This is a genomic window from Spirillospora sp. NPDC048911, from assembly GCF_043198015.1.
GTDB lineage: Bacteria > Actinomycetota > Actinomycetes > Streptosporangiales > Streptosporangiaceae > Spirillospora.
Genome location: NZ_JBICUD010000009.1, coordinates 82,053 through 100,680 on the forward strand (window position 1 = coordinate 82,053; position 18,628 = coordinate 100,680).

At 69.8% G+C, this 18,628-nt stretch carries 16 protein-coding genes; 6 read left to right on the forward strand and 10 right to left on the reverse strand.

What is annotated here, in order from left to right:
* Positions 1–62: 62 nt before the first annotated feature.
* From ACGFNU_RS35235 to ACGFNU_RS35255, 5 genes are all read right to left on the reverse strand, one after another.
* Positions 63–1,883 carry a CocE/NonD family hydrolase gene (locus ACGFNU_RS35235; protein WP_392600835.1) on the reverse strand — a complete coding sequence of 607 codons (1,821 nt, stop codon included), beginning with the start codon at positions 1,881–1,883 and terminating at the stop codon, positions 63–65.
* A 324-nt stretch (positions 1,884–2,207) separates the two neighbouring features.
* On the reverse strand, positions 2,208–3,044 hold the full coding sequence (locus ACGFNU_RS35240; RefSeq protein WP_392600837.1) for an aldo/keto reductase: 837 nt from the start codon (positions 3,042–3,044) through the stop codon (positions 2,208–2,210).
* Positions 3,032–4,069, reverse strand: a complete 1,038-nt coding sequence (gene gmd / locus ACGFNU_RS35245; protein WP_392600838.1) for a GDP-mannose 4,6-dehydratase — start codon at positions 4,067–4,069, stop codon at positions 3,032–3,034. The genes ACGFNU_RS35240 and gmd overlap by 13 nt, the downstream gene beginning before the upstream one ends.
* Positions 4,070–4,083: 14 nt before the next feature.
* Positions 4,084–5,295, reverse strand: coding sequence for a class I SAM-dependent methyltransferase (locus ACGFNU_RS35250; protein ID WP_392600840.1), 1,212 nt, complete (start codon positions 5,293–5,295; stop codon positions 4,084–4,086).
* 127 nt (positions 5,296–5,422) lie between these two features.
* The gene (locus tag ACGFNU_RS35255) at positions 5,423–5,974 is read right to left on the reverse strand and encodes an NUDIX domain-containing protein (protein WP_392600842.1); all 552 of its coding nucleotides are present in this window, start codon (positions 5,972–5,974) and stop codon (positions 5,423–5,425) included.
* A 604-nt stretch (positions 5,975–6,578) separates the two neighbouring features.
* Here ACGFNU_RS35255 and ACGFNU_RS35260 point away from each other — a divergent pair.
* A complete protein-coding gene (locus tag ACGFNU_RS35260) occupies positions 6,579–8,636 on the forward strand; it encodes an ATP-binding protein (protein WP_392600844.1) in 2,058 nt (685 codons plus the stop codon).
* 48 nt (positions 8,637–8,684) lie between these two features.
* Here ACGFNU_RS35260 and ACGFNU_RS35265 read toward each other — a convergent pair whose 3' ends face one another.
* The 5 genes from ACGFNU_RS35265 to ACGFNU_RS35285 all read right to left on the reverse strand — a co-directional run bounded on the left by ACGFNU_RS35265 (position 8,685) and on the right by ACGFNU_RS35285 (position 13,505).
* Positions 8,685–9,758, reverse strand: coding sequence for a PP2C family protein-serine/threonine phosphatase (locus ACGFNU_RS35265; RefSeq protein WP_392600846.1), 1,074 nt, complete (start codon positions 9,756–9,758; stop codon positions 8,685–8,687).
* A gap of 124 nt (positions 9,759–9,882) precedes the next feature.
* Entirely contained in the window at positions 9,883–10,932 is a 1,050-nt protein-coding gene (locus ACGFNU_RS35270; RefSeq protein ID WP_392600847.1) for a hypothetical protein, read from the reverse strand.
* A gap of 422 nt (positions 10,933–11,354) precedes the next feature.
* Positions 11,355–12,056, reverse strand: a complete 702-nt coding sequence (locus ACGFNU_RS35275) for a hypothetical protein (RefSeq protein WP_392600848.1) — start codon at positions 12,054–12,056, stop codon at positions 11,355–11,357.
* 30 nt (positions 12,057–12,086) lie between these two features.
* Positions 12,087–12,593 carry a SigE family RNA polymerase sigma factor gene (locus tag ACGFNU_RS35280; protein ID WP_392600850.1) on the reverse strand — a complete coding sequence of 169 codons (507 nt, stop codon included), beginning with the start codon at positions 12,591–12,593 and terminating at the stop codon, positions 12,087–12,089.
* Positions 12,594–12,755: 162 nt separating this feature from the next.
* A complete protein-coding gene (locus ACGFNU_RS35285) occupies positions 12,756–13,505 on the reverse strand; it encodes a GntR family transcriptional regulator (RefSeq protein WP_392600852.1) in 750 nt (249 codons plus the stop codon).
* 112 nt (positions 13,506–13,617) lie between these two features.
* On the opposite strand from ACGFNU_RS35285, the gene ACGFNU_RS35290 reads away from it, so the two are divergent.
* From ACGFNU_RS35290 to ACGFNU_RS35310, 5 genes are all read left to right on the forward strand, one after another.
* Positions 13,618–14,946, forward strand: coding sequence for an MFS transporter (locus ACGFNU_RS35290; RefSeq protein ID WP_392600854.1), 1,329 nt, complete (start codon positions 13,618–13,620; stop codon positions 14,944–14,946).
* Between the two features lie 79 nt (positions 14,947–15,025).
* Positions 15,026–15,970 carry an NAD(P)-dependent oxidoreductase gene (locus tag ACGFNU_RS35295; RefSeq protein WP_392600856.1) on the forward strand — a complete coding sequence of 315 codons (945 nt, stop codon included), beginning with the start codon at positions 15,026–15,028 and terminating at the stop codon, positions 15,968–15,970.
* Positions 15,971–15,986: 16 nt separating this feature from the next.
* Positions 15,987–17,369 carry an acyclic terpene utilization AtuA family protein gene (locus ACGFNU_RS35300; protein WP_392600858.1) on the forward strand — a complete coding sequence of 461 codons (1,383 nt, stop codon included), beginning with the start codon at positions 15,987–15,989 and terminating at the stop codon, positions 17,367–17,369.
* A complete protein-coding gene (locus ACGFNU_RS35305) occupies positions 17,362–17,727 on the forward strand; it encodes a DUF4387 domain-containing protein (RefSeq protein ID WP_392600860.1) in 366 nt (121 codons plus the stop codon). Before ACGFNU_RS35300 ends, ACGFNU_RS35305 begins: the two co-directional genes overlap by 8 nt.
* Complete coding sequence (locus ACGFNU_RS35310; RefSeq protein WP_392600862.1) at positions 17,724–18,536, forward strand: hypothetical protein; 813 nt, start codon at positions 17,724–17,726, stop codon at positions 18,534–18,536. The genes ACGFNU_RS35305 and ACGFNU_RS35310 overlap by 4 nt, the downstream gene beginning before the upstream one ends.
* The last annotated feature ends 92 nt before the right edge of the window (positions 18,537–18,628 follow it).

The following is an 18,628-nucleotide window of genomic DNA, read 5'->3' on the forward strand; positions in this document are numbered from 1 at the left end:
GCCCGGCACCCGTCCGTGGGACGGGTGCCGGGCGGCCGCTGCGTGCCGGGTGGTTCGGTTGCTCAGAGGCCGCGTGAGGTCCTCAGCGGGAAGGTGCCGTTGCCGATGTTGCTCAGCTTGGTGGTGTTGGCCGCGAGGTACTGGTCCAGGTAGGGCGAGCGGTCGCCCTGGGTCGGCACGTCGAACCGCGGGTCCTGCACGTCCAGGGCGAGCCGCGCGCCGGAGACCTTGATCGTGTGTCCCGAGGGGACGTCCAGCCAGCCCGTGGAGCTGATGGTCCCGACTTGGACTCCCAATCGGTGGCCTTGCTGGAACGTCCAGTCGGTCGACTTCAGGTCAAAGGAGATCCGTCCACCGCGTTCCAGCAACGCGACGTTCTCGTCGAACATCGTGGCCGTGCCGTCCGGGGCGACGTCCCACAGGCGCGTCATCACGTTCCCGCTCGTGCTCACGTTGAGCGTGATCCGTGGCGTGCCGGTCAGCCGGACCGCCCGGGGTGCGGGCGTGGACCAGGTCCAGAAGCTTGAAGCGGCGGCATCGGCCTGCTTGGCGGCGTTCTTCTCGGCACTGGACAGAGGCTCGATCCGAGGCGCCCGCTCCATGTCCCATCGGCCGCGGTCCGCCGCGTCCGCGCCCGGAGCAGCCGCCGCCGACGCGCCGCCGTCGTCGACGTACTGGTCAGAGGAAAGCCGGGCCCGATAGGACGTTGTGGTCACAGGCCAGGTTCGCTGGGCGCGCCAGCGGCCGAGGCTGTCCTCGACGGCGTACGGCGGGTCGGTCACTGACGGGTGGGCGCCGCGGAGGTACTGGTCGTAGAACCGCATCACCTCGTCGAACCAGCCGGCACGGCCCTGCAGAAGCCGGCCGTTGGCGTCGGTGTCGTTGCCCCGCACGTGCTCCCATTGGCCGAGCCAACCGCGTTCCCTGCCCCGATGGTTGCCCAGGTACTGCGCCATGTCCTCAGGCTTGGTGTTGGGCTCGATGAAGCCCTGGGTCACGAACAACGGCGTGCTGGTGCCGGCCGCCTGCGCGGCCAGGTCGCGCGCTCTCCAGTACGCCGAACGCGGTTCGGGATCGTTGTTGTTGGTGATGTTGTCGCTCAGGCACTGGGGATGGCTCTGCTCGTACTGCGCGTTCGCCTTGTACCGGTCGCTGTCGCCGGTCATCGGAGGAATGGTCGCGATCGAGTTGTAGGCCGCCGGAGTGCCGGTGACATTCGGGCGCGGAACCTTGTTGCTGAACAGGTAGTTGTACATGTCCCAGACCGGCTCCTGCGCGACGACCGCTTTCAGGCTGCGCAGCTTGAGGTTGTTGCCCACCAGCCCGGTAACGGCGTCGTAGGACTTGCCGTACATGCCGACCTTGCCGGTCGACCAGGGCCGGCCGGCCGCCCACTTGATGGCGGCCCGGACATCGGCCTGTTCTCCCGGGCCGACCCAGTCCAGGCACCCGGTGCTCCCGCCGAAGCCGCGCAGATCGACCATGACGAAGGTGTAGCCGCGCGCCATCAGGTGGGCGCCGTCGATGAAGTCCCGGAAGCGCGCCGACGGCCCGACCTGGTCCCATCCCTCGGGGCCGGTCTGCCCGGCGTGAGCGAAATAGGGTCCCACCGAGAGGATCACCGGCGTCTTCGCATTGGCCGGCAGGTTCGCCGGGCGCAGCACGTCGGCGTGCAGCACGACACCACTGCCGTCAGAGGACGGGAAGTACGCCTGCGTCCACGCCGCACCCTCGGGAACCCGCGGATTGTCCTGATGGGTGATCGGAGGGTCGGAGGGGAGTGCGGCCTGTGCCTCGGCGGGCGAACCGCCCGCGGTCAGAGAGGTGACGATGGCCAGCGCACCGGCCGCCGTGACGGCCGATCCCTTCTTGCGAAAGTTCATAGCCGCTCCGCTGAAAACGAGGCTCGCCTGGGTTGTTGCCTAGCGCAGAGTAAAGACTCTCTGCGGAGTTGTCTCCAGCCCTGTTCCGTCTCGGAATTCGGCGCTCCGGTCACGGTGCCCCGCCGTCATCTTCGTCGTCCACGGCCAGAACTGCTCCTGCCTACCAGCAGCAATGACGCAGTGCGTTCGTGGCATTACTTTTCTTTGGTGCCTTCGGCCTGCTGACATCAAGACTGAAGCCAAGGTGGCCGATTCTGGACGATCAGGCTCGGATTACAGCTGTCCGCAGGTGCTCTAGACGGGCCTGCGGCTTTGCCTGCTGGATCAGTCCACTTCCGTGGTCTCCGGGTCGGCGGGTTCCTCGGTTCCGTCGAGAGCGGAGATCTCCTCGATGTCCGCCGTGGAGAGCCGGAAGTCGAATACGTCGATGTTGGCGGCCAGACGTTCCGCGTTCAGGGACTTGGGCAGCGGGACGAGATCGTGTTGCAGATGCCAGCGCAGGACGATCTGCGCCGGCGTCCTGCGGTGGCGGGCGGCGATCTCGCGGACCACCGGTTCGGCGAGGAGGGATTCGCCGCGATTCAACGGCTGCCACGACTGCAAGGTGATTCCGCGCTCTCGCGCGTAGGCGCGCCAAGCGTGCTGTGCCATTCTCGGGTTGAGCTGGATCTGATTGACCGCAGGGGGCACACCCACTTCGGTGATGATGCGGTCGATGTGGGCGGGTGTGAAGTTGGAGACTCCGATGGCCCTGGTGCGTCCGTCGGCCAGAAGCCGGGCGAAGGCGCGCCACGTTTCGACGTAACGGTCGCGCCGGGGCATCGGCCAGTGGATGAGGTACAGGTCGAGATAGTCCAGGGCCAGCCGGGCCAGGCTCTCGTCGAACGCCTTGAGCGTGTTGTCGTATCCGTGGTCACGGCCGTTCACCTTGGAGATGACGAAGAACTCCTCGCGCGGCACGCCCGAACGGGCGATGCCCTCGCCCACCCCGCCCTCGTTCTCGTAGTACGCCGCCGTGTCGATCATCCGGTATCCGAGCCGCGCGGCCGCCGGGATGACGGACGCGGCGTCCGCGGGGGTCATCGTCCAGGTGCCGAGCCCCAGGCGCGGCATGGCGACGCCGGTGTTCAGCGTGGTCGTGGGAACGTCTACCGTGCCCATCGCGGGTCCTCCTGGTCCGATGTCCGACCCGCGCTCGCGGGATCGCGGGGGTGACGCGTCAGGTCGGCCAGGTCGGCGTCGACCATCATCTCGATGAGATCGCGGAAGTTGCCGCGTGGCTTCCAGCCGAGCTCCTCGCGGGCCCGCGAGGAGTCCCCGACCAGCAGGTCGACCTCGGCCGGACGGAACAGCCGGGGTTCCTGCCGCACATGGCGTTCCCAGGCGTCGATGCCGACCCGGTGGAAGGCGACGTCGAGCAGGTCCCGGACCGTGTGCGTCTCCCCGGTGGCGATCACATAGTCCCCCGGCTCGTCCTGCTGGAGCATCAGCCACATCGCCTCGACGTAGTCGCCGGCGTATCCCCAGTCCCGGGACGCGTCGATGTTGCCGAGGGAGAGGTAGTCCTGCAGCCCGAGCGCGATGCGCGCGGCACCACGGGTGACCTTGCGGGTGACGAACTCCTGGCCCCGGCGCGGGCTCTCGTGGTTGAACAGGATCCCCGAACACGCGTACGCCCCATAGGACTCGCGGTAGTTGACGGTGATGTAGTGGCCGAACGCCTTCGCGATGCCGTAAGGGGATCGCGGGTGGAACGGGGTGCTCTCGTTCTGCGGCACCTCGCGAGCCTTGCCGAACATCTCCGAACTGGACGCCTGGTAGAAGCGCACCTTCGACATGTCACCCTGGGTGTGGATCCGCAGCGCCTCAAGGATCCGCAGCACGCCCAGCCCGGTGATCTCGCTGGTGAGCTCGGCCTGCCGCCAGGACATGCCGACGAAGCTGATCGCGCCCAGGTTGTAGACCTCGTCCGGACGGGCGACGTCCAGGGCTCCCACCAGGCTCGGCAGGTCCCTCAGGTCGCCGCTGACCAGCCGGCTCGAGGGGACGGCCTCCGCGACCTGCTGGACCCGGGGGTTGTTCTGTCCGCGGACTAAACCGAAGACCTCGTAACCCTTCCCTGACAAGAGTTCGGCGAGGTACAGGCCGTCCTGCCCGGTGATACCCGTGATCAACGCACGTGGCACTGGAACTCCTCGGCTCAGGCGCCCACGATCTCCAGGTCGGGCAGCGGGAAGATGAGTTTGCCGCCGGCGCGCAGGTAGTCGCGCTCCCGTTCGATGAACACCTCGCGGAAGAACCACGGCGCGACGAGCATGTACTCCGGATGATCGGCGCGGGCCTGCTCCTCGGAGATGATCGGCACCCCGATCGAGGCGATGGTGCGGCCGATCTTCGCCGCCTGCCGATCCACCGCGAACGGCAGGTCCCGCGCGGTCAGGCCGGCGGCCTGCCAGATCGTTCCGCCCCGGGTGCTCGCGCCGTAGATGTAGCAGCGTTCTCCGGCCGCGTTGATCTCGTCGATGAGGCGGTGCAGGTCACCGAACGCCTTGCGCACGCGATCGGCGAACCGGTACCAGGTGCCGGGTTCGTGCAGGCGGGCCCTCGCTTCGAGGTCGCGTTGCGCGGCGACGGACGGGCTGACCGGCCGGGCACCGCGACGCGACACCACGGTTCGGAAGGAGCCGCCGTTCACCTCCGACAGCAGGACGTCGTTGACCTCCAGGCCGTGCCGGCCCAGCAGATCTTCCAACGCGGCCAGCGACCAGTAGGTGAGATGCTCGTGGCAGACGTTGTCGACCGCGCCGAACTCCAGCATGGTCAGCAGGTAGTTCTGCTGGATGACCCACACGCCGTCCGGGGCCAGGACCTCGGCGACGTCGGCGACGAATCCGTTCGGGTCGTCCAGGTCGTAGAACATGGAGACGCACGTGATGATGTCGAACCGCTCGTGGTCCTGACCGTCCGGGCCGGGGGCGAACCAGCGCGGGTGGAAGAAGTCGACGATGATCCTGTCGGCGTGCTGACGCGACTCGGGCTCGAACGTCGTCACCGGGTCGATGCCGACGCGGTGGATCTCCCGCGGGACGAACGACAGAAGCGTGCCGTCGTTGCAGGCGATGTCGAGCCATCGCCGCGCGCCGGGATGTGTCGTCAGAGCGTGCTCCACGATGGAACGCAGGTCGGTGCGGATCGCCTCGTTGACCCCCGACCGGAACCCGTACCGATCGTGGTACATCAACTCCCGTGGGGTGGTGTCCCGCAGTTGCAGAAGCCCGCACGCCCGGCACAGCATCAGGGTTAACGGCCACTGCGGTGGACGACGATCGTCGTCCCGGAAATCGCTGAGGTACTGGTTGCCGAGATCGAGGACTTCGGTCAGGTCAACGGTGTGGCAGGAACGACAGTTCACACGTGCCTCCAGAAGTGAGTTGGCTTCTGCTGGCTTCCCGTCTCGGGATGCCGGCAAGGCGGCCGGAAACGCAGGAATGCGGAATGTGGGAATGCCGAGCGTCCAAGCGGGCCGGACGTCTAGTCGGTCAGTACAGTCCCGCGTTCTGCAGGACGATGGGAAGAAAAGGGTGGATCAAGTCGGACCCGGAGGTGTGGAGCTCGCGGATTTCCGTGGTGGAGTACCAGCGCACCGACTGGTGGGTGTTGTCGGCGACGGTGACGGACGCGGCCTCTTCCTCGGTGCACCGGTACTTCATCAGGGTGAGGAGGGTCTGGAATCCGCGCTCCTCGGGCGGCGCGCTTCTGGTTCCCCACATCACGTTGTAGATGTTCGCAAAAGACAGCCGGCCCCGGTCCACATCGAGTCCGAGCTCGCGGACGAGGGCACGCGCGCCGGTGTCGGCCATGGTCTCGCCCACCTTCATCCGGCCGCCGAACACCCAGAACATCTCCCGTAGTGGCAGGTCCTTGCGGTATCCGAGCAGGATCCGGTCGTCGCCGGTGTGAACGATCACGTCCACGTTGGCCTGAACCAGGTTGTCCAGCGCCTGCGCGTAGACCGGTTCAGGCAACCCGAAGTCGGGGACGTCCCGTAGCGTGAAATGGTCCTCCACGAGTTCGTGCACAACGACGTCCAATACCTCTCCCTACGAGTCCTAAAACGCATCGAACTTTCCGTGACACAGAGTCAGATTTATACTGTGGAGCCCCGTTCGATCGGCACGTCCAGCACATTAAGTGTCGCAAGAGGCATCCATGCTCACAATCCCCTTGAATCTTAAAATTGTTGCAAAGTAGTTCTTTGTGGCTGCCTGCCAGGCATTATTGACTGTCTGTCCTTGGAGCGTGACCGGCTGCGCAGCCGACGGGATCTCCAGCTCTGATTCCGAATCATTCGCAGTGGCGTACTCAGCGAGAACATTTCGTCGATCCGGGCAGGTGTTCGCAACGTGTGGCACCAGCGAGCGGATTTGCTGTTCACGCGCACGGCGGGCTGTGGAGAGCCCCGCGCCTCACAAGCTTCCCCCATCAGCAGGTCGCGGAGATTGCCCTGATCCTCCAGCGCGGGAAAGACGGCGCTTCTGTGGTGCGGGTCGGTTTGCTGATCATTGGCCGCTGTCGCGGTCGGCTTGAGCGGTTCCGCGGGAACGGCCTGGTCACTTCCCGTAGTATTTCGGTGTTGGAGAGTTATGGCCTTTCCCGCGGCGAGAGGGCCGGACGCGAGCCGTAAGGGGCTCTGAGATGGCACATGTGAGCCCGGGGAACCTGCCCGGAGAGCCGACCAGCTTCGTCGGTCGCGAAGGGGAGGTGGCCGAGGTCGTCAGGCTGCTCGCGCAGGAACGGCTGGTGACGCTGACCGGGGTCGGTGGCGTGGGCAAGACCCGGCTGGCGGTGCGGGCGGCGGGGCGGGCGCGTTCGGTGGGCGCCGACGGGGTGTGGCTGGTCGAGCTGTCCCCGCTGCGAGATCCGGACCTGCTGGCTCATACCGTGAGCGCGACGATCGGGATCGAGGACCAGACCACCCGGCCGCAGATCGAGGTCCTCGTCGACTTCCTGGCAGCCAAAGAGGTCCTGGTCGTCCTGGATACCTGCGAGCATCAGGTGGAGGCGTGCGCGAAGCTCGCCGGCCTGCTGCTGGACGCCGCGCCCGGCCTGCGGCTGCTGGCCACCAGCCGGGTACCGCTGGGAGCGGCGTGCGAACGCGTCCTCACCGTGGGTCCGCTGCCGACCGGCGCCGCCGAGCCCGCCCGCAATCCGGCGGTGCGGCTGTTCATGGACCGTGCCGCCGCCGTCGTCCCCGATCTGACGCCCGGGCCCGAGGTGATCAGGCTGTGCAGGCGGCTGGACGGGATACCGCTGGCGCTGGAGCTGGCGGCCGTCCGGCTCCGGGAGTTCAGCGTCCCGGACATCACCGAACGGCTGACCGACCGCTTCCGGCTCCTGGAGCGCCCAGGATCCCCGGGGCTGCCACGCCACCAGACGATGCGGACGGCGATCGGCTGGAGCCACGAGTTGTGCCTGCCGCTGGAACGTCTGCTGTGGGCACGGCTGTCGGTGTTCGCGGGTTCCTTCGACATCGAGGCCGTCCGGGCGGTGTGCTGTGCGGGCCGGCTGGCGTCCGATCAGGTGGAGGACCTGCTCGCCGGGCTGGTGGACAGGTCGATCGTGGTGCGCGAGGGCGCCCGTTACCGGCTGCTTGACACGCTGCGCGAGTACGGCGCGGAATGGCTGGCGCGGCTGGGCGAGGAGCCGGAGGTACGGGTACGGCACCGCGACCACTACCGCGAGGTCGCCCGCGCCTTCGACGCCGGATGGTGGGGACCCGACCAGCTGGCGTGGCAGGCACGGCTGGGGCACGACCACGCCAACCTCAGGCTCGCGATCGAGTTCTGCCTCTCCCGGCCCGAAGAGCGGCCGGCGGGTCTGGAGATGGCGGGGCTGCTGATCTTCTACTGGTTCCCGTGCGGGATGATGAAGGAAGGGCGCCGCTACCTGGAGCGCGCACTGGCGCTGTGTCCCGAGCCGAGCTCCGCGCGGACCCGGGGGCTGTGGTCCTGCGCATGGCTCGCCGGCTTGCAGGGTGAACCCGACGTCACCGCCAGGTACGCGATCGAGTGCCGCGCGCAGGCCCGGGCCCAGGCCGACGATTTCTCCCTGGCCTGGGGAGTCGGCATGGACGGCGTGCTCGGCGTCCTGCTGGGCGATCACACGATGGCCGTGACGATGGCACGTGAGGCGATCGACCTGTTCGCCCGGAGCGGCGACCGGGGCATCGGCGAGGCATACATGCAGCTGGCCGTCGGTGTCGGACTGCTCGGAGCCGGGAAGTACGACGAGGCGCTGGAGGTCCTGGACGCGGTCCGCGAACGCTGCGTGCAGCGCGGTGACCTGTGGGCGCGCAGTTATGCCGAGCTCTTCCGGGGGATGGGCGAGCTGGCCATGGGCAGGCCGGAGGCGGCGGCCGCGTCGGCACGCACGGCGGGACGCGTGAAGTGGTCGCTGCGTGACCGGCTCGGGACCGCCGAGGCCATCGACCTGCTGGCCGAGGCGGTGGGCGCCACCGGTGAGGCGGCGCGGGCCGCCCGGCTCCTGGGCATCGCCGAGACGGTGTGGCGCAGCATCGGCATCCCGCAGGCGGGCATCCCGATGCTCATCGGCCCGCGCCTGGCCTGCGAGGAGTCGGCCCGCGAGCGGATCGGCGACCGTGCCTACGAGAGCGCACACGCCGACGGGCGCGCCCAGGAACTCGCGTCCGGTGTCGCCGAGGCGCTGGCGATGCCCGTCGACTCGTCCCCTTGACGCCCCGGCGCGCGACGTCCGAGCACGACCGGGCCGTCCGGTGCGGGATCAGGAACGCCGCGAGGCCGCCGGCTGCCCGGCGGCCCGGATCAGCAGCAGGACGGCATCGTCCTGGAGCCTGTCTCCGGCGTGCCGGCGCAGATCGGCCACGAGCCGTTCCAGCAGCTCATCGCCCTGGAACGCGCTGACCCGGTCGCGGAGCGGATAGAAGCGGCCACGGGAGTCGCGGGCCTCGGTCACACCATCGGTGAAGAACAGCAGCGCCTCGCCGGGGCCGAACGGGGTCGCCTCCACGGTGCACTGCCCGTCGTCCAGCCCCAACAGTGCCAGCGGCGGGGCCGGATCGAGCATCTCGACCGGGCGCGCACGCTCGCCGCATATCCGCAACGGCGCCGGATGGCCGCAGCAGACCAGCTCGGCGCTGCCCTCGTCCGCCCGGAAACCGACCAGCAGCGCGGTGGCGAAGTCCTCCTCACCACCCCTGCGGACCAGCAGCGCGTTGAGGCGCACCGCGATCGCCGACAGCTTCGCCTCGTGCTGGGCCAGATCCCGGAAGGCGCCGAGCACGTCGGCCGCCAGCTCCGCGGCGGGCAGTCCCTTCCCCCTGACGTCGCCAATGATCAGCCGCACCCCGAACGGCGTGTCCACCACCTCGTACAGATCGCCGCCCACACCGCCCGCCGTCAGATAACGCACCTCGGCCGCCATGCCGGCGATCTCACGCGGCAGCGGCCTGACCACCACCCGCCGCATCACCTCGACGGCATCACGCAGATCCGTCATCGACCGCCGTTCCCAGCACCGGCACGGCGGCACCCGGGACCGCACCCACAGCGGCACCGCGAACCTCGCCAGGGCCACCGCCAGGGTGAACCCCGTGACCACGGCCAGCGCGCCCCCGAGCCAGTGCCGCCACAGGGCGATGCCCACGGCGGCGGCCAGCACACCCGTCACCACGCCCGCCCACACGCACCGGCAGGCGCTACGCGGACCCGCCAGCAGGACCGGCACAGCCACCAGCAGCGCCACCCCGGCCCATCCACCGCACACCGCCCAGCCGAACGCGACGATGGAGGCGACCGCCACCGCCCGGCGAAGATGCCTGCGGCTCGTCCAGTCCATCGTGCCCACCGCCTTAGGCGGAAATCGCTGGAAACACCCGACCGTCGCCGATTGTAATCAGATCACCGCGCTGCGCTTGTGCAGTTCGCCAAATCCCGCATGGGGCCCTTGGACGCTGTGCGCGTCAGCGTCGCGGGATGTTCTGTTCGCGGGTCCAGAGGTCGATCAGCTCCAGCGTGGTGTCGTTGTGGGTCTTGACGTTCACCTGGTCGCCGTTGTGCTCCATGTCGACGCCCACGGCGCGCAGGTCGGGAGTCTGGCCGCTGGAAAGCGCCTGCTGTTCGGGTCGCTGCTCGTAGCCGCCGGGGCGCCACCAGTAGAGCTGCGACGAGATCGGCTTCTCGCCGTCGGCGGCGAACGTCCGGGCGAGGTCCTGCATGGTCGCCATGGCCTGGAAGATCACCGTCTCCCCGATCTCGTGGACGAAGATGTACTCGGGGAGGGGGAAGGCCACCAGAGCGCCGACCCGGCCGGGCCGGACGTGCCGGCCGAGGACGTGGACATGGGCTCCGACGTACCGGTTCTGGCCGCCGACGTACATCATCGGGACGCCGCGGACCTCCTTACGCTCGGTGTAGTGGTCCTCCTTCTCGATCGCCGCGCGCAGGCCGACGCCGAAGGCCTCGTTCTCCGGGACGCCGCCGAGGTCGACCCGGTTCACCGGGCGGATCGAGTCGGGAAGGTCCTCGACGACGGCCTGGACCAGGCCCTGTGCCAGCGGGCGGATGAGCATCGCCTCGCGCAGACCGGGTGGCTGGGCGAACGCGTCCTCCGGGTAGAGCCGCACACGCAGGGTTCCCGCCTCGATCATTCGTCCGACCTCGGACGGTGCCGCGGGCTGCTGGGTGGGCGCGGCCCATGGAGCCGGGCCGGGAGGCGGGGCGGCCCACGGGGCGGGGGCCGCCGGGGCGGGGGCCGTCGGGGCGGGGGCCGCCGGCGCGGCCCGCTGCGTCATGTGCTTGGACACCACCGCCTGGGCCCAATGGGCTGCATTTCCCGGCAGGGCCGAAGGGGGAGTGCGGCTGACGAACATCCGCCATTCAGTGATGTCCACCGACCTCTTGCCGCCTTCGGGAAAACGGATGATGAGCGTATTGGCGGTTTCGAGATGGGCCCTGCACCCATGGCTTGAGAACGCGTAGATCAGGGCGTCGACGGCAATGTCGGGGTTCACTTGTTCTCCTCAAGCCGTTCTGTTCCGAGGGGAGGACGTCACCGCAACGATGCTAACTGGAAGGTCAGATAGGCAGGGCGGGGACGCCCACGGCGTTCATCGAGGCCCGCCGCCGGGCCGGATGAACCCCCAGGGCACGGCTGCTCGACCGCGCCGTCCAGGGCGCGCTCGTGGAGCCGGTCGAGGGTGTATCGGAAGTGGATCCTCGCCTTGGCGTGGATCAGCGAGATCGTGCACCGCGGAGTTGGGCGCCGCAGGTCCTCTTAGGCGTTCATGGAGCTGCTTTTCTTGAGAGGGCACGATTTCGTCGTCTCTGGATCAGAGGGCGCTTTCCATGAGCGAATAGGTCGCGCCTCACGGCCATGCCGCAGCGGCGCGGATCCTGGCGAGGCATTGTGCTCGCCAGGATCACGGGCCCGATGTCAGCCGCCTGTGGTCTGCGCCTCGCTGGTGACGGTGATGCCGCGCGCGAAACGCACGATCTGGTCGTCGGTGAGGCCGAGCGACACCGGCACCTGGACGAGCACCTTGTGGCCCGCGCCGTCCGGGAAGATCAGCCACTTGGCCCGGGTCGTGGCGTTCCCGCCGTCGGCGAACCCGAGCTGCCCCTGCTCGCCGTTGACGTCGACCTTCGTCACCGATGAGTGGCCGGGAAGGCGCGACAGGCCCTGGAGCATGACCGCCAGGCGGCCTTCGAGGCTGATGCCCCCGCCGCCGTCCGGACCCTGCGACGAGGGGGCGGTGTCCGTGCCGGGGGGCGCGACCACGAACGCCCCCCTGTCCGAGGAGACCACCTTCCAGCCCGCCGGCACGGTACGGACCTTGAAGCCGGCCGGCTGGGCGCCGGAGTAGGCGACGAGCTGCACCCGTGACGCCTGTGGCGCCGGGCCGGCGCCCCTCGCGGCCGGGGCCGTGGCGTCACCGGACCGGACGAGCTGGCCGGCGCCCACCGCCGCGCACGCCGCGACGGCCAGGGCCGCGCCCGTGTACGCGATCCGGCGGCGGCGCCGGCGGCCGAGGGCACGGTGCCCGCGCGCGAGGTCGGCGGCGACGACGTCCGCCGCGGCCGGTCCGGGGTCGGCGTCGTGCCGCAGCGTCCTCAGCACGTCGATCAGGTCTGACATTTCACTGCTCCTTCGAAGGGTCGGGGATGATCAGCCGGCGCTGCGCGTGCGTTCGGGGAAGACGGCACGCAGCCGCTCCAGGCCGCGTGCGCTCTGGCTTCTGACGTTGCCCTCGCTGCAGCCCATGGCGCCGGCGGTCTCGGCGACGCTGAGGCCCTCGACGTACCGCAGGACGACCGCCGCGCGCATGCCGGCGGGCAGGGTGGCCAGCAACGCCGTGATCGCCGCCTTGTCGTCGTGCCGGGCGCCGGCGGCGGCGCGGTCGGGCAGCTGGGCCCGTACCTGCTCGCGGCGGCGGAACGGGCTGCGGCGCTCGTCCGTCGCCGCGTTCACGACACAGCGCCGCGCGTAGGCCTCCACGGTGTCCGGCCGCACCCGCGGCCACGCCTGGTACAGCCGGGTCAGCGCCGTCTGCACCACGTCCTCGGCCCGGGCCGTGTCTCCCGACGCCAGCAACGCCGCCACCCGCACCAGCGCCGCGCGGTGGGCCCGCACGAACTCGGTGAACTCGAGATCTCGATCCGTAGGCCATCCCACAGGCGTCCCGCCTCTCGTCGTCGACACTCGCCGCGTGAACACACCTCATACGGAATCGCCTGCGTTTCCGTTGCACGGGTGGACGAGATGTTTCGAGAGCGCTTTACGCGCGACGGCGCCGTCGAGGGGTGGGCGTACGGCTGCCGTCGCCGCCCCGGGACCTCAGGTTCGGGTGGCGGAGGCCGAGGTCGCCGCAGGCGCCGTCGGTGCGGCGAGCAGGTCTTCGAGTCCGCCGCGGGCGTCGTCGATGACGAGCGCCTCGGCCGTCGCAGAGTCACCCGCTCGCAGAGCCCGGACGAGCGCACGATGGCTCCCGTAGCGATCCAGGCCGAACCTGTCGTTCTTGCTGATCCGTTCGATCAGCCTGGCCCGCCGCTCCGGCGGGGGGAACACCCGGGTCTGGCCGAGCAGGCGCACGAGAACCGGGTTGTGGGCGCACGACTCGACGCCCTCGTTGAAGCGCTGCATGGCGTCGAGCAGCCGGTCCAGGTGCCGGGACACCTCCCGCCCGGCCTGGTGGCGCTGCTTGATGACGATCAGCAGGTCGTCGGCCTCGTCGAGCACGGCGTCGAGATGGTCGAGCTGTGCCGGGGACGCGTGCCGCGCGGCGAAGCGGGCCACCATCCCGCGGAGGGCCACCTCGACCTCGGCGAGGTCCTGCATCGCGGCGTCTCCGAACGCCGCCACCTGCACGGTGCGCGGTCCGGTCCGTTCGAGCAGGCCGTCCTGTTCGAGGCGCCGGATGGCCTCGCGCACCGGCGTCGGGCTCACCGACAGCCGTTCGGCGAGCCCGCGTTCGGTGACCTTCTGCCCCGGCCGCAGCTCGCCCGTCGTGATCGCGTCGCGGATGGCCCGGTACGCGCGGTCGGCCAGCGTGTCGGTCGGCAGGCCCCTCAACGTCTCACTCGGCACGGCACCACTCTAGTCGCCATAGCAAACCATTTAAGCAACTCTTGACCGTCTTGCTATAGCAAAAGTACGGTGGCGGTCGCCGCACCGGCGGTGGTGACAGGGAAGGTGCCGAATGACGACGACGGCGAGCACGCGACGTGCGCGGACAGGGCGGATCACGTTCCTCGTAGCCCTGGCGGTGTTCGCGCAGGAGTCGACGTGGAACCTCTACGACTCGCAGGTTCCGCCGTTGCTCCGCGAGCACACCGGCAGTGCGGCGCTCGTCGGTCTCCTGATGGGGATGGACAACCTGCTCGGCATCTTCATCCAGCCATGGATGGGAAACCGATCGGACCGCACGCGCACGTCGTGGGGGAGACGCATCCCCTATCTCGTCGTCGGGATGCCCTTGGCGGCGCTGCTGTTCCTCGCCATCCCGCACGCCGCGGCCTCGCTGCCGCTGCTGATCCTGGTGATGTTCAGCTACGCGCTGGTCGCGAACTCGTTCAAGCCGATCGCCGAATCCCTTCTCCCCGACTTCATCCCGCCCGAACGGCGAAGCCGCGCCAACGCGGTCGTCAAGATCGCATCGAGCCTCACGGTGATGGTCGCGGCACTGATCAGCATCTTCCTGATCGACGACCACCCGACGTCGTCGTTCGCGATTCCCGCGATCCTGATGGTGGCGTCCCTGGCCGTGCTCGCCGCGAAGGTACGGGACAGCCGGTCGCCCGCCTACCAGACCGCACTCGCCGAGGATCGCGAACAGCACGGCACGGCGGCACCCGGCGTACAGGGCGGCGCGGCGGCATCTGGCGTGCGGGGCGGCGCGGCGGCACCCGGCGTACGGGTGCGGGACACGGTGCTGGAGATCGTCAGAGACCCGGATCGCAGCAGGTCGCTGCTCATCGTGTCGATCCTTCTCTTCGGGGGCGCGTGGGCCGCTTCGCGGGCGCTCATGACGCCGTACGGCATGGAGGCGCTGGGCATGTCCCGCGGCGAGGCGGGCGGGCTGACCCTGCCCAGCGGAGTGGCCTTCATCGTGGCCGCCTATCCAGTGGCGAGGCTCGCCGAGCGTTTCGGACGGCTGCGGGTGATGATGGTCGGGATGTCGGTGTTCGCGGCCGGCATGGTGCTCGGCACCGTGGTGCAGACTCCCGCAGGCGCCGTCATCGGCCTCTGCGTGGCGGCGGCGGGGGCGTCGTCGTTCCTGGTCAACGCGGTCGTCGTCCTGTGGAACCTCGCCCCGTCCGACCGCGTGGTCGGGACCTACACCGGGCTCTACACCGTCGGCTGGGTGAGCGGCGGCTTCCTTGGACCGGCACTGGTCGGCGGCATGGTCGATCTGACGGGCTGGCCCCTGCTGCTGCTGGACGTCGCGGTCGTCGCGCTCCTCGCCGTGCTGGCGGTCGCGCGCGTCCATGCCTTGCAGCGAAGGTCCACCGCCACCCGCGCGCTATGACGCCCCGTCCGCACCGTGACGTCCCCGGCGCGTTATGACGACCCCTGCCCGCATTCCATCGTCCACGAGGGAGACAGCCGTGCCCCGCGTTCTGATCACCACGGACTACCTGCGTCCCGGTGACGAGGTCGATCTGTTCTTGAGACGTTCCGGGCTGGAGACCGCGCACCTGCCCGCCGTCGGCCGACGTGATCCTGACCAGCTCGCGGCGGCGCTCGCCGGGATCGACGCGGCGCTGGTGGCCAACGATCCGCTGACGGCGGGCGTCCTCGCCCGCGCGCCTCGGCTGCGCGTCATCGTGCGAACGGGCGTGGGCCACGACTCGATCGACATCGCCGCCGCGTCCCGGCTCGGGATCACCGTCAGCAACCTGCCGGGCGTCAATGCCAACGCCGTGGCCGAGTACACCATCGGGCTGCTGCTCGCGGGCGCCCGGCGCCTCGTCCAGTCCGCACGAGGCGTGGCACAGGGGGCCTGGCCGCGCGAGGACGGGCATGAACTGCGCGGCTCCACCCTCGGGCTCATCGGCTACGGGGCATCGGCTCGGGCAGTGGTGCCCTTAGCGCGCGCTTTCGGCATGAGCGTGGTCTGCACCACCAACGTGCCGGCGCGGTTGCGGAGCGATCCCGCCGTCCGTTTCGTGACGCTGCCCGAGCTGCTGGCCGGCTCCGACTACGTCTCGGTGCACACCGCGCTCACGGAACGGACCCGGGGCCTCCTCGGCGAATCGGCGTTCAAGCAGATGAAGCCGACGGCGCTGCTGGTCAACACCGCCCGCGGTCCCATCGTCGATGAGGACGCACTGGTCGCGGCCGTGCGGCAAGGAGAGATCGCGGGCGCCGCGCTCGACGTCGTGGGCGAGGAGCCGCTCCCGCCCGGCAGTCCGCTGCGTGGGGTGGACGGCATCGTCGTCTACTCCCATCTGGCCGGGCAAACGGCGGAGGCACGGGCCGCGGCGGGCCGTCGAGGGGCCGAGGAACTCGTGGCGGCGCTCGAAGGCCGGCCGCAGTTCCCGGTGAACTGACAAGGAGAAGAGGAACATGCACAGCCAACAGGTCGAGTCGGTACGGGTCCTGTCGCCGAGCGGCATGCTCGGCGCCGGCTGGGACCACGCGACGATCGAGCGCGGCATCGCCCTGGGCGCGGACGTCATCAGCATCGACGCCGGGTCCACCGACTCGGGTCCCTACTACCTTGGGTCCGCGACGCCCAAGACGGCGGCCAAAGCGGTGGCCCGCGACCTGCGCAGCCTGCTGACGGCCGCGTCCGGCGCGGGCATCCCCGTGATCGTCGGCTCCTGCGGCACGAGCGGGACCGACCGCGGCGTCGACTGGGTCGCTCAGATCGCCGCCGAGGTGATGGCCGAGGAAGGCCTGGACCTGAAGGTCGCGAGAATCTACAGCGAGCAGGGCGCCGCCGACCTCAAGGAGCATCTCGACGCCGGCCGCATCCACCCGCTGCCGCCGCTGGGGGAGCTGCGGGCCGAGACGCTTGAAAGCTGCACCCACATCGTCGGGGCGATGGGGCACGAACCGATCGTCGAGGCGCTGCGCGCCGGTGCCCAGGTCGTGCTCGCCGGACGCGCCACCGACACCGCGGTGGCGGCCGCCTACCCGCTCATGAGGGGGATGCCCGCCGGGCCTGCCTGGCACGCCGCCAAGATCGTCGAATGCGGCGGCCAGTGCACCGGTGACCCGCGCGCGGGCGGGGTCCTCGCCACCATCGACGCCGGCGGCTTCACCATCGAGCCGCTCGATCCCGCGGTGTCGTGCACGCCGATCTCGGTGGCCGCCCACATGCTCTACGAGACCGCGGACCCGTTCGAGATGCGGGAGCCCGCCGGCACCCTGGACGTCCGCGACGCGCGGTACACCGCGGTCGACGACCGGATCGTCCGCGTCGAGGGGGCGAGGTTCCATGTCGCCGATCAGTACACGATCAAGCTGGAGGGCGCCCGGATCACCGGCTACGAGACGATGTCGTTCTCGGCGGTCCGCGACCCGGTGATCCTCGCGGACATCGACGCCTGGGCGGAGCTGATGCGCACGATGATCAGCCATCGGGTGGGCCAGACGCTGGGGCTCGCGGACGACGAATACGCGTTCGACCTGCGCCTCTACGGGCACAACGCGGTGCTGGACGAGCTCGAACCGGAGAACGGGCCGCCGCGCGAGGTCGGCGTCATGCTGCTCGTCAATGCGCCCGACCAGGCGACGGCCACGGCGGTCGCCAAGGTCGTCAATCCGCTCATGCTGCACCTGCCGGCCCAGGGGATGAGCTACCTGCCGAGCCTGGCGTTCGCGTCCTCGCCCGCCGAGGTCGAACGCGGCGCGGCGTACGAGTTCGTGCTGAACCACGTCGTGGACTGTGACGCTCCGACGAGCCTGTTCCGGATCGAGATGGGGGAGAAGACCCATGCCTGAGACCGCGGCCGCCCTCGGGGGCCTCACCCTCGCGGATCTCGCCCACGAGGTCCGCTCCAAGAACGCCGGTCCGTTCTGGGTCACCATGGAGCTCTTCATGCGCGACGCCGCCGGCTACCGGATCGCCGCGGACGAGTCGTTCCTGAACGAACGCGTGATCGCGGAGCTCTACCGCGTCGACGAGAGCACGATCCGGCTGTTCCGGATCCCGTCGCTCAACGTCGTGAAGATCTCCTTCCCGCGTCCGGTCAGCCAGGGTTCGCTCCGGGACCGCGACATCCATGCGGGACAGCACCACGTCCCCCTCGCACGCATGACGGCCCCCCGGCCGGAAGAGCCTCGCGGAGAGAACTCGTGATCCGCGTCGCGGACCTGCCCGCCACGCATCCCGGCCGCCGGCTCCTGACCAAGCGCACACCCTTCTTCGTCGCGCCGAACGAGCCGCGCTGCAGCTACTGCCTCTACGTTCCGACGGGGTGGACGCCTGAGACCGAGCTGCCCGTCATGGTGGCCGTGCACGGCACCGGCCGCAGCGTCGGAGAACTGCGGGAGGGGTTCATCGCCTTCGCGGAACGCCACAACGTCATCGTCGTGACACCGCTGTTCCCGGCCGGTATCGACGACCCGGACGAGGTGCACGACTACACGCTCGTCGGTGCCCACGGCATCCGATTTGACCTGGTGTTGCTCGACATCCTGGAGCAGGTGCGGTTCAGGTGGAGCGCCCGCGTCGACACCGTGCTGCTGTGCGGGCACTCCGGGGGCGGCCAGTTCGCCCACCGCTTCCTCTACCTCCACCCGGACCGGGTCGCCGCGGTCGCGGTCAGCGCACCGGGCACCGTCACCCTGCTCGACCACTCGCTCGCCTGGCCGGAAGGCGTCGGCGACACTCGGCAGCGGTTCGGAGCCACCGCGAACCCCGGCGCGGTGGCCCGGGTACCGGTGCTGCTCGTCGTGGGCGGCGATGACGACGGACGGGCCGACCTGGCCGCCATGGGCTACCCCGGCCAGAGTCGACCGGAACAACTCGACCGGCTGGCCGAGAACCTGGCCCAGCAAGGAACGGTGATCCGGAAGGTCGTGGTGCCTGGAGCGGGCCACGACGCGGCGGCGACGCGACCGCCGATCGTCGACTTCTTCGCGGGCCTGCTGACCGGCAACGCCTGACCCGCGCCTGCCGGGCACGTCCGCCGCGAGAGCCGCCGGGCACGTCCGCCGCGAGAGCCGCCGGGCACGTCCGCCGCGAGACCTTCCGGACA

Bases quoted from the DNA above. Each gene is read 5' to 3' on its own strand.
- ACGFNU_RS35235 (WP_392600835.1), bottom strand. From the start codon at position 1,883: ATGAACTTTCGCAAGAAGGGATCGGCCGTCACGGCGGCCGGTGCGCTG.
- ACGFNU_RS35240 (WP_392600837.1), bottom strand. From the start codon at position 3,044: ATGGGCACGGTAGACGTTCCCACGACCACGCTGAACACCGGCGTCGCC.
- ACGFNU_RS35260 (WP_392600844.1), top strand. From the start codon at position 6,579: ATGGCACATGTGAGCCCGGGGAACCTGCCCGGAGAGCCGACCAGCTTC.
- ACGFNU_RS35265 (WP_392600846.1), bottom strand. From the start codon at position 9,758: ATGGACTGGACGAGCCGCAGGCATCTTCGCCGGGCGGTGGCGGTCGCC.
- ACGFNU_RS35275 (WP_392600848.1), bottom strand. From the start codon at position 12,056: ATGTCAGACCTGATCGACGTGCTGAGGACGCTGCGGCACGACGCCGAC.
- ACGFNU_RS35290 (WP_392600854.1), top strand. From the start codon at position 13,618: ATGACGACGACGGCGAGCACGCGACGTGCGCGGACAGGGCGGATCACG.
- ACGFNU_RS35300 (WP_392600858.1), top strand. From the start codon at position 15,987: ATGCACAGCCAACAGGTCGAGTCGGTACGGGTCCTGTCGCCGAGCGGC.
- ACGFNU_RS35305 (WP_392600860.1), top strand. From the start codon at position 17,362: ATGCCTGAGACCGCGGCCGCCCTCGGGGGCCTCACCCTCGCGGATCTC.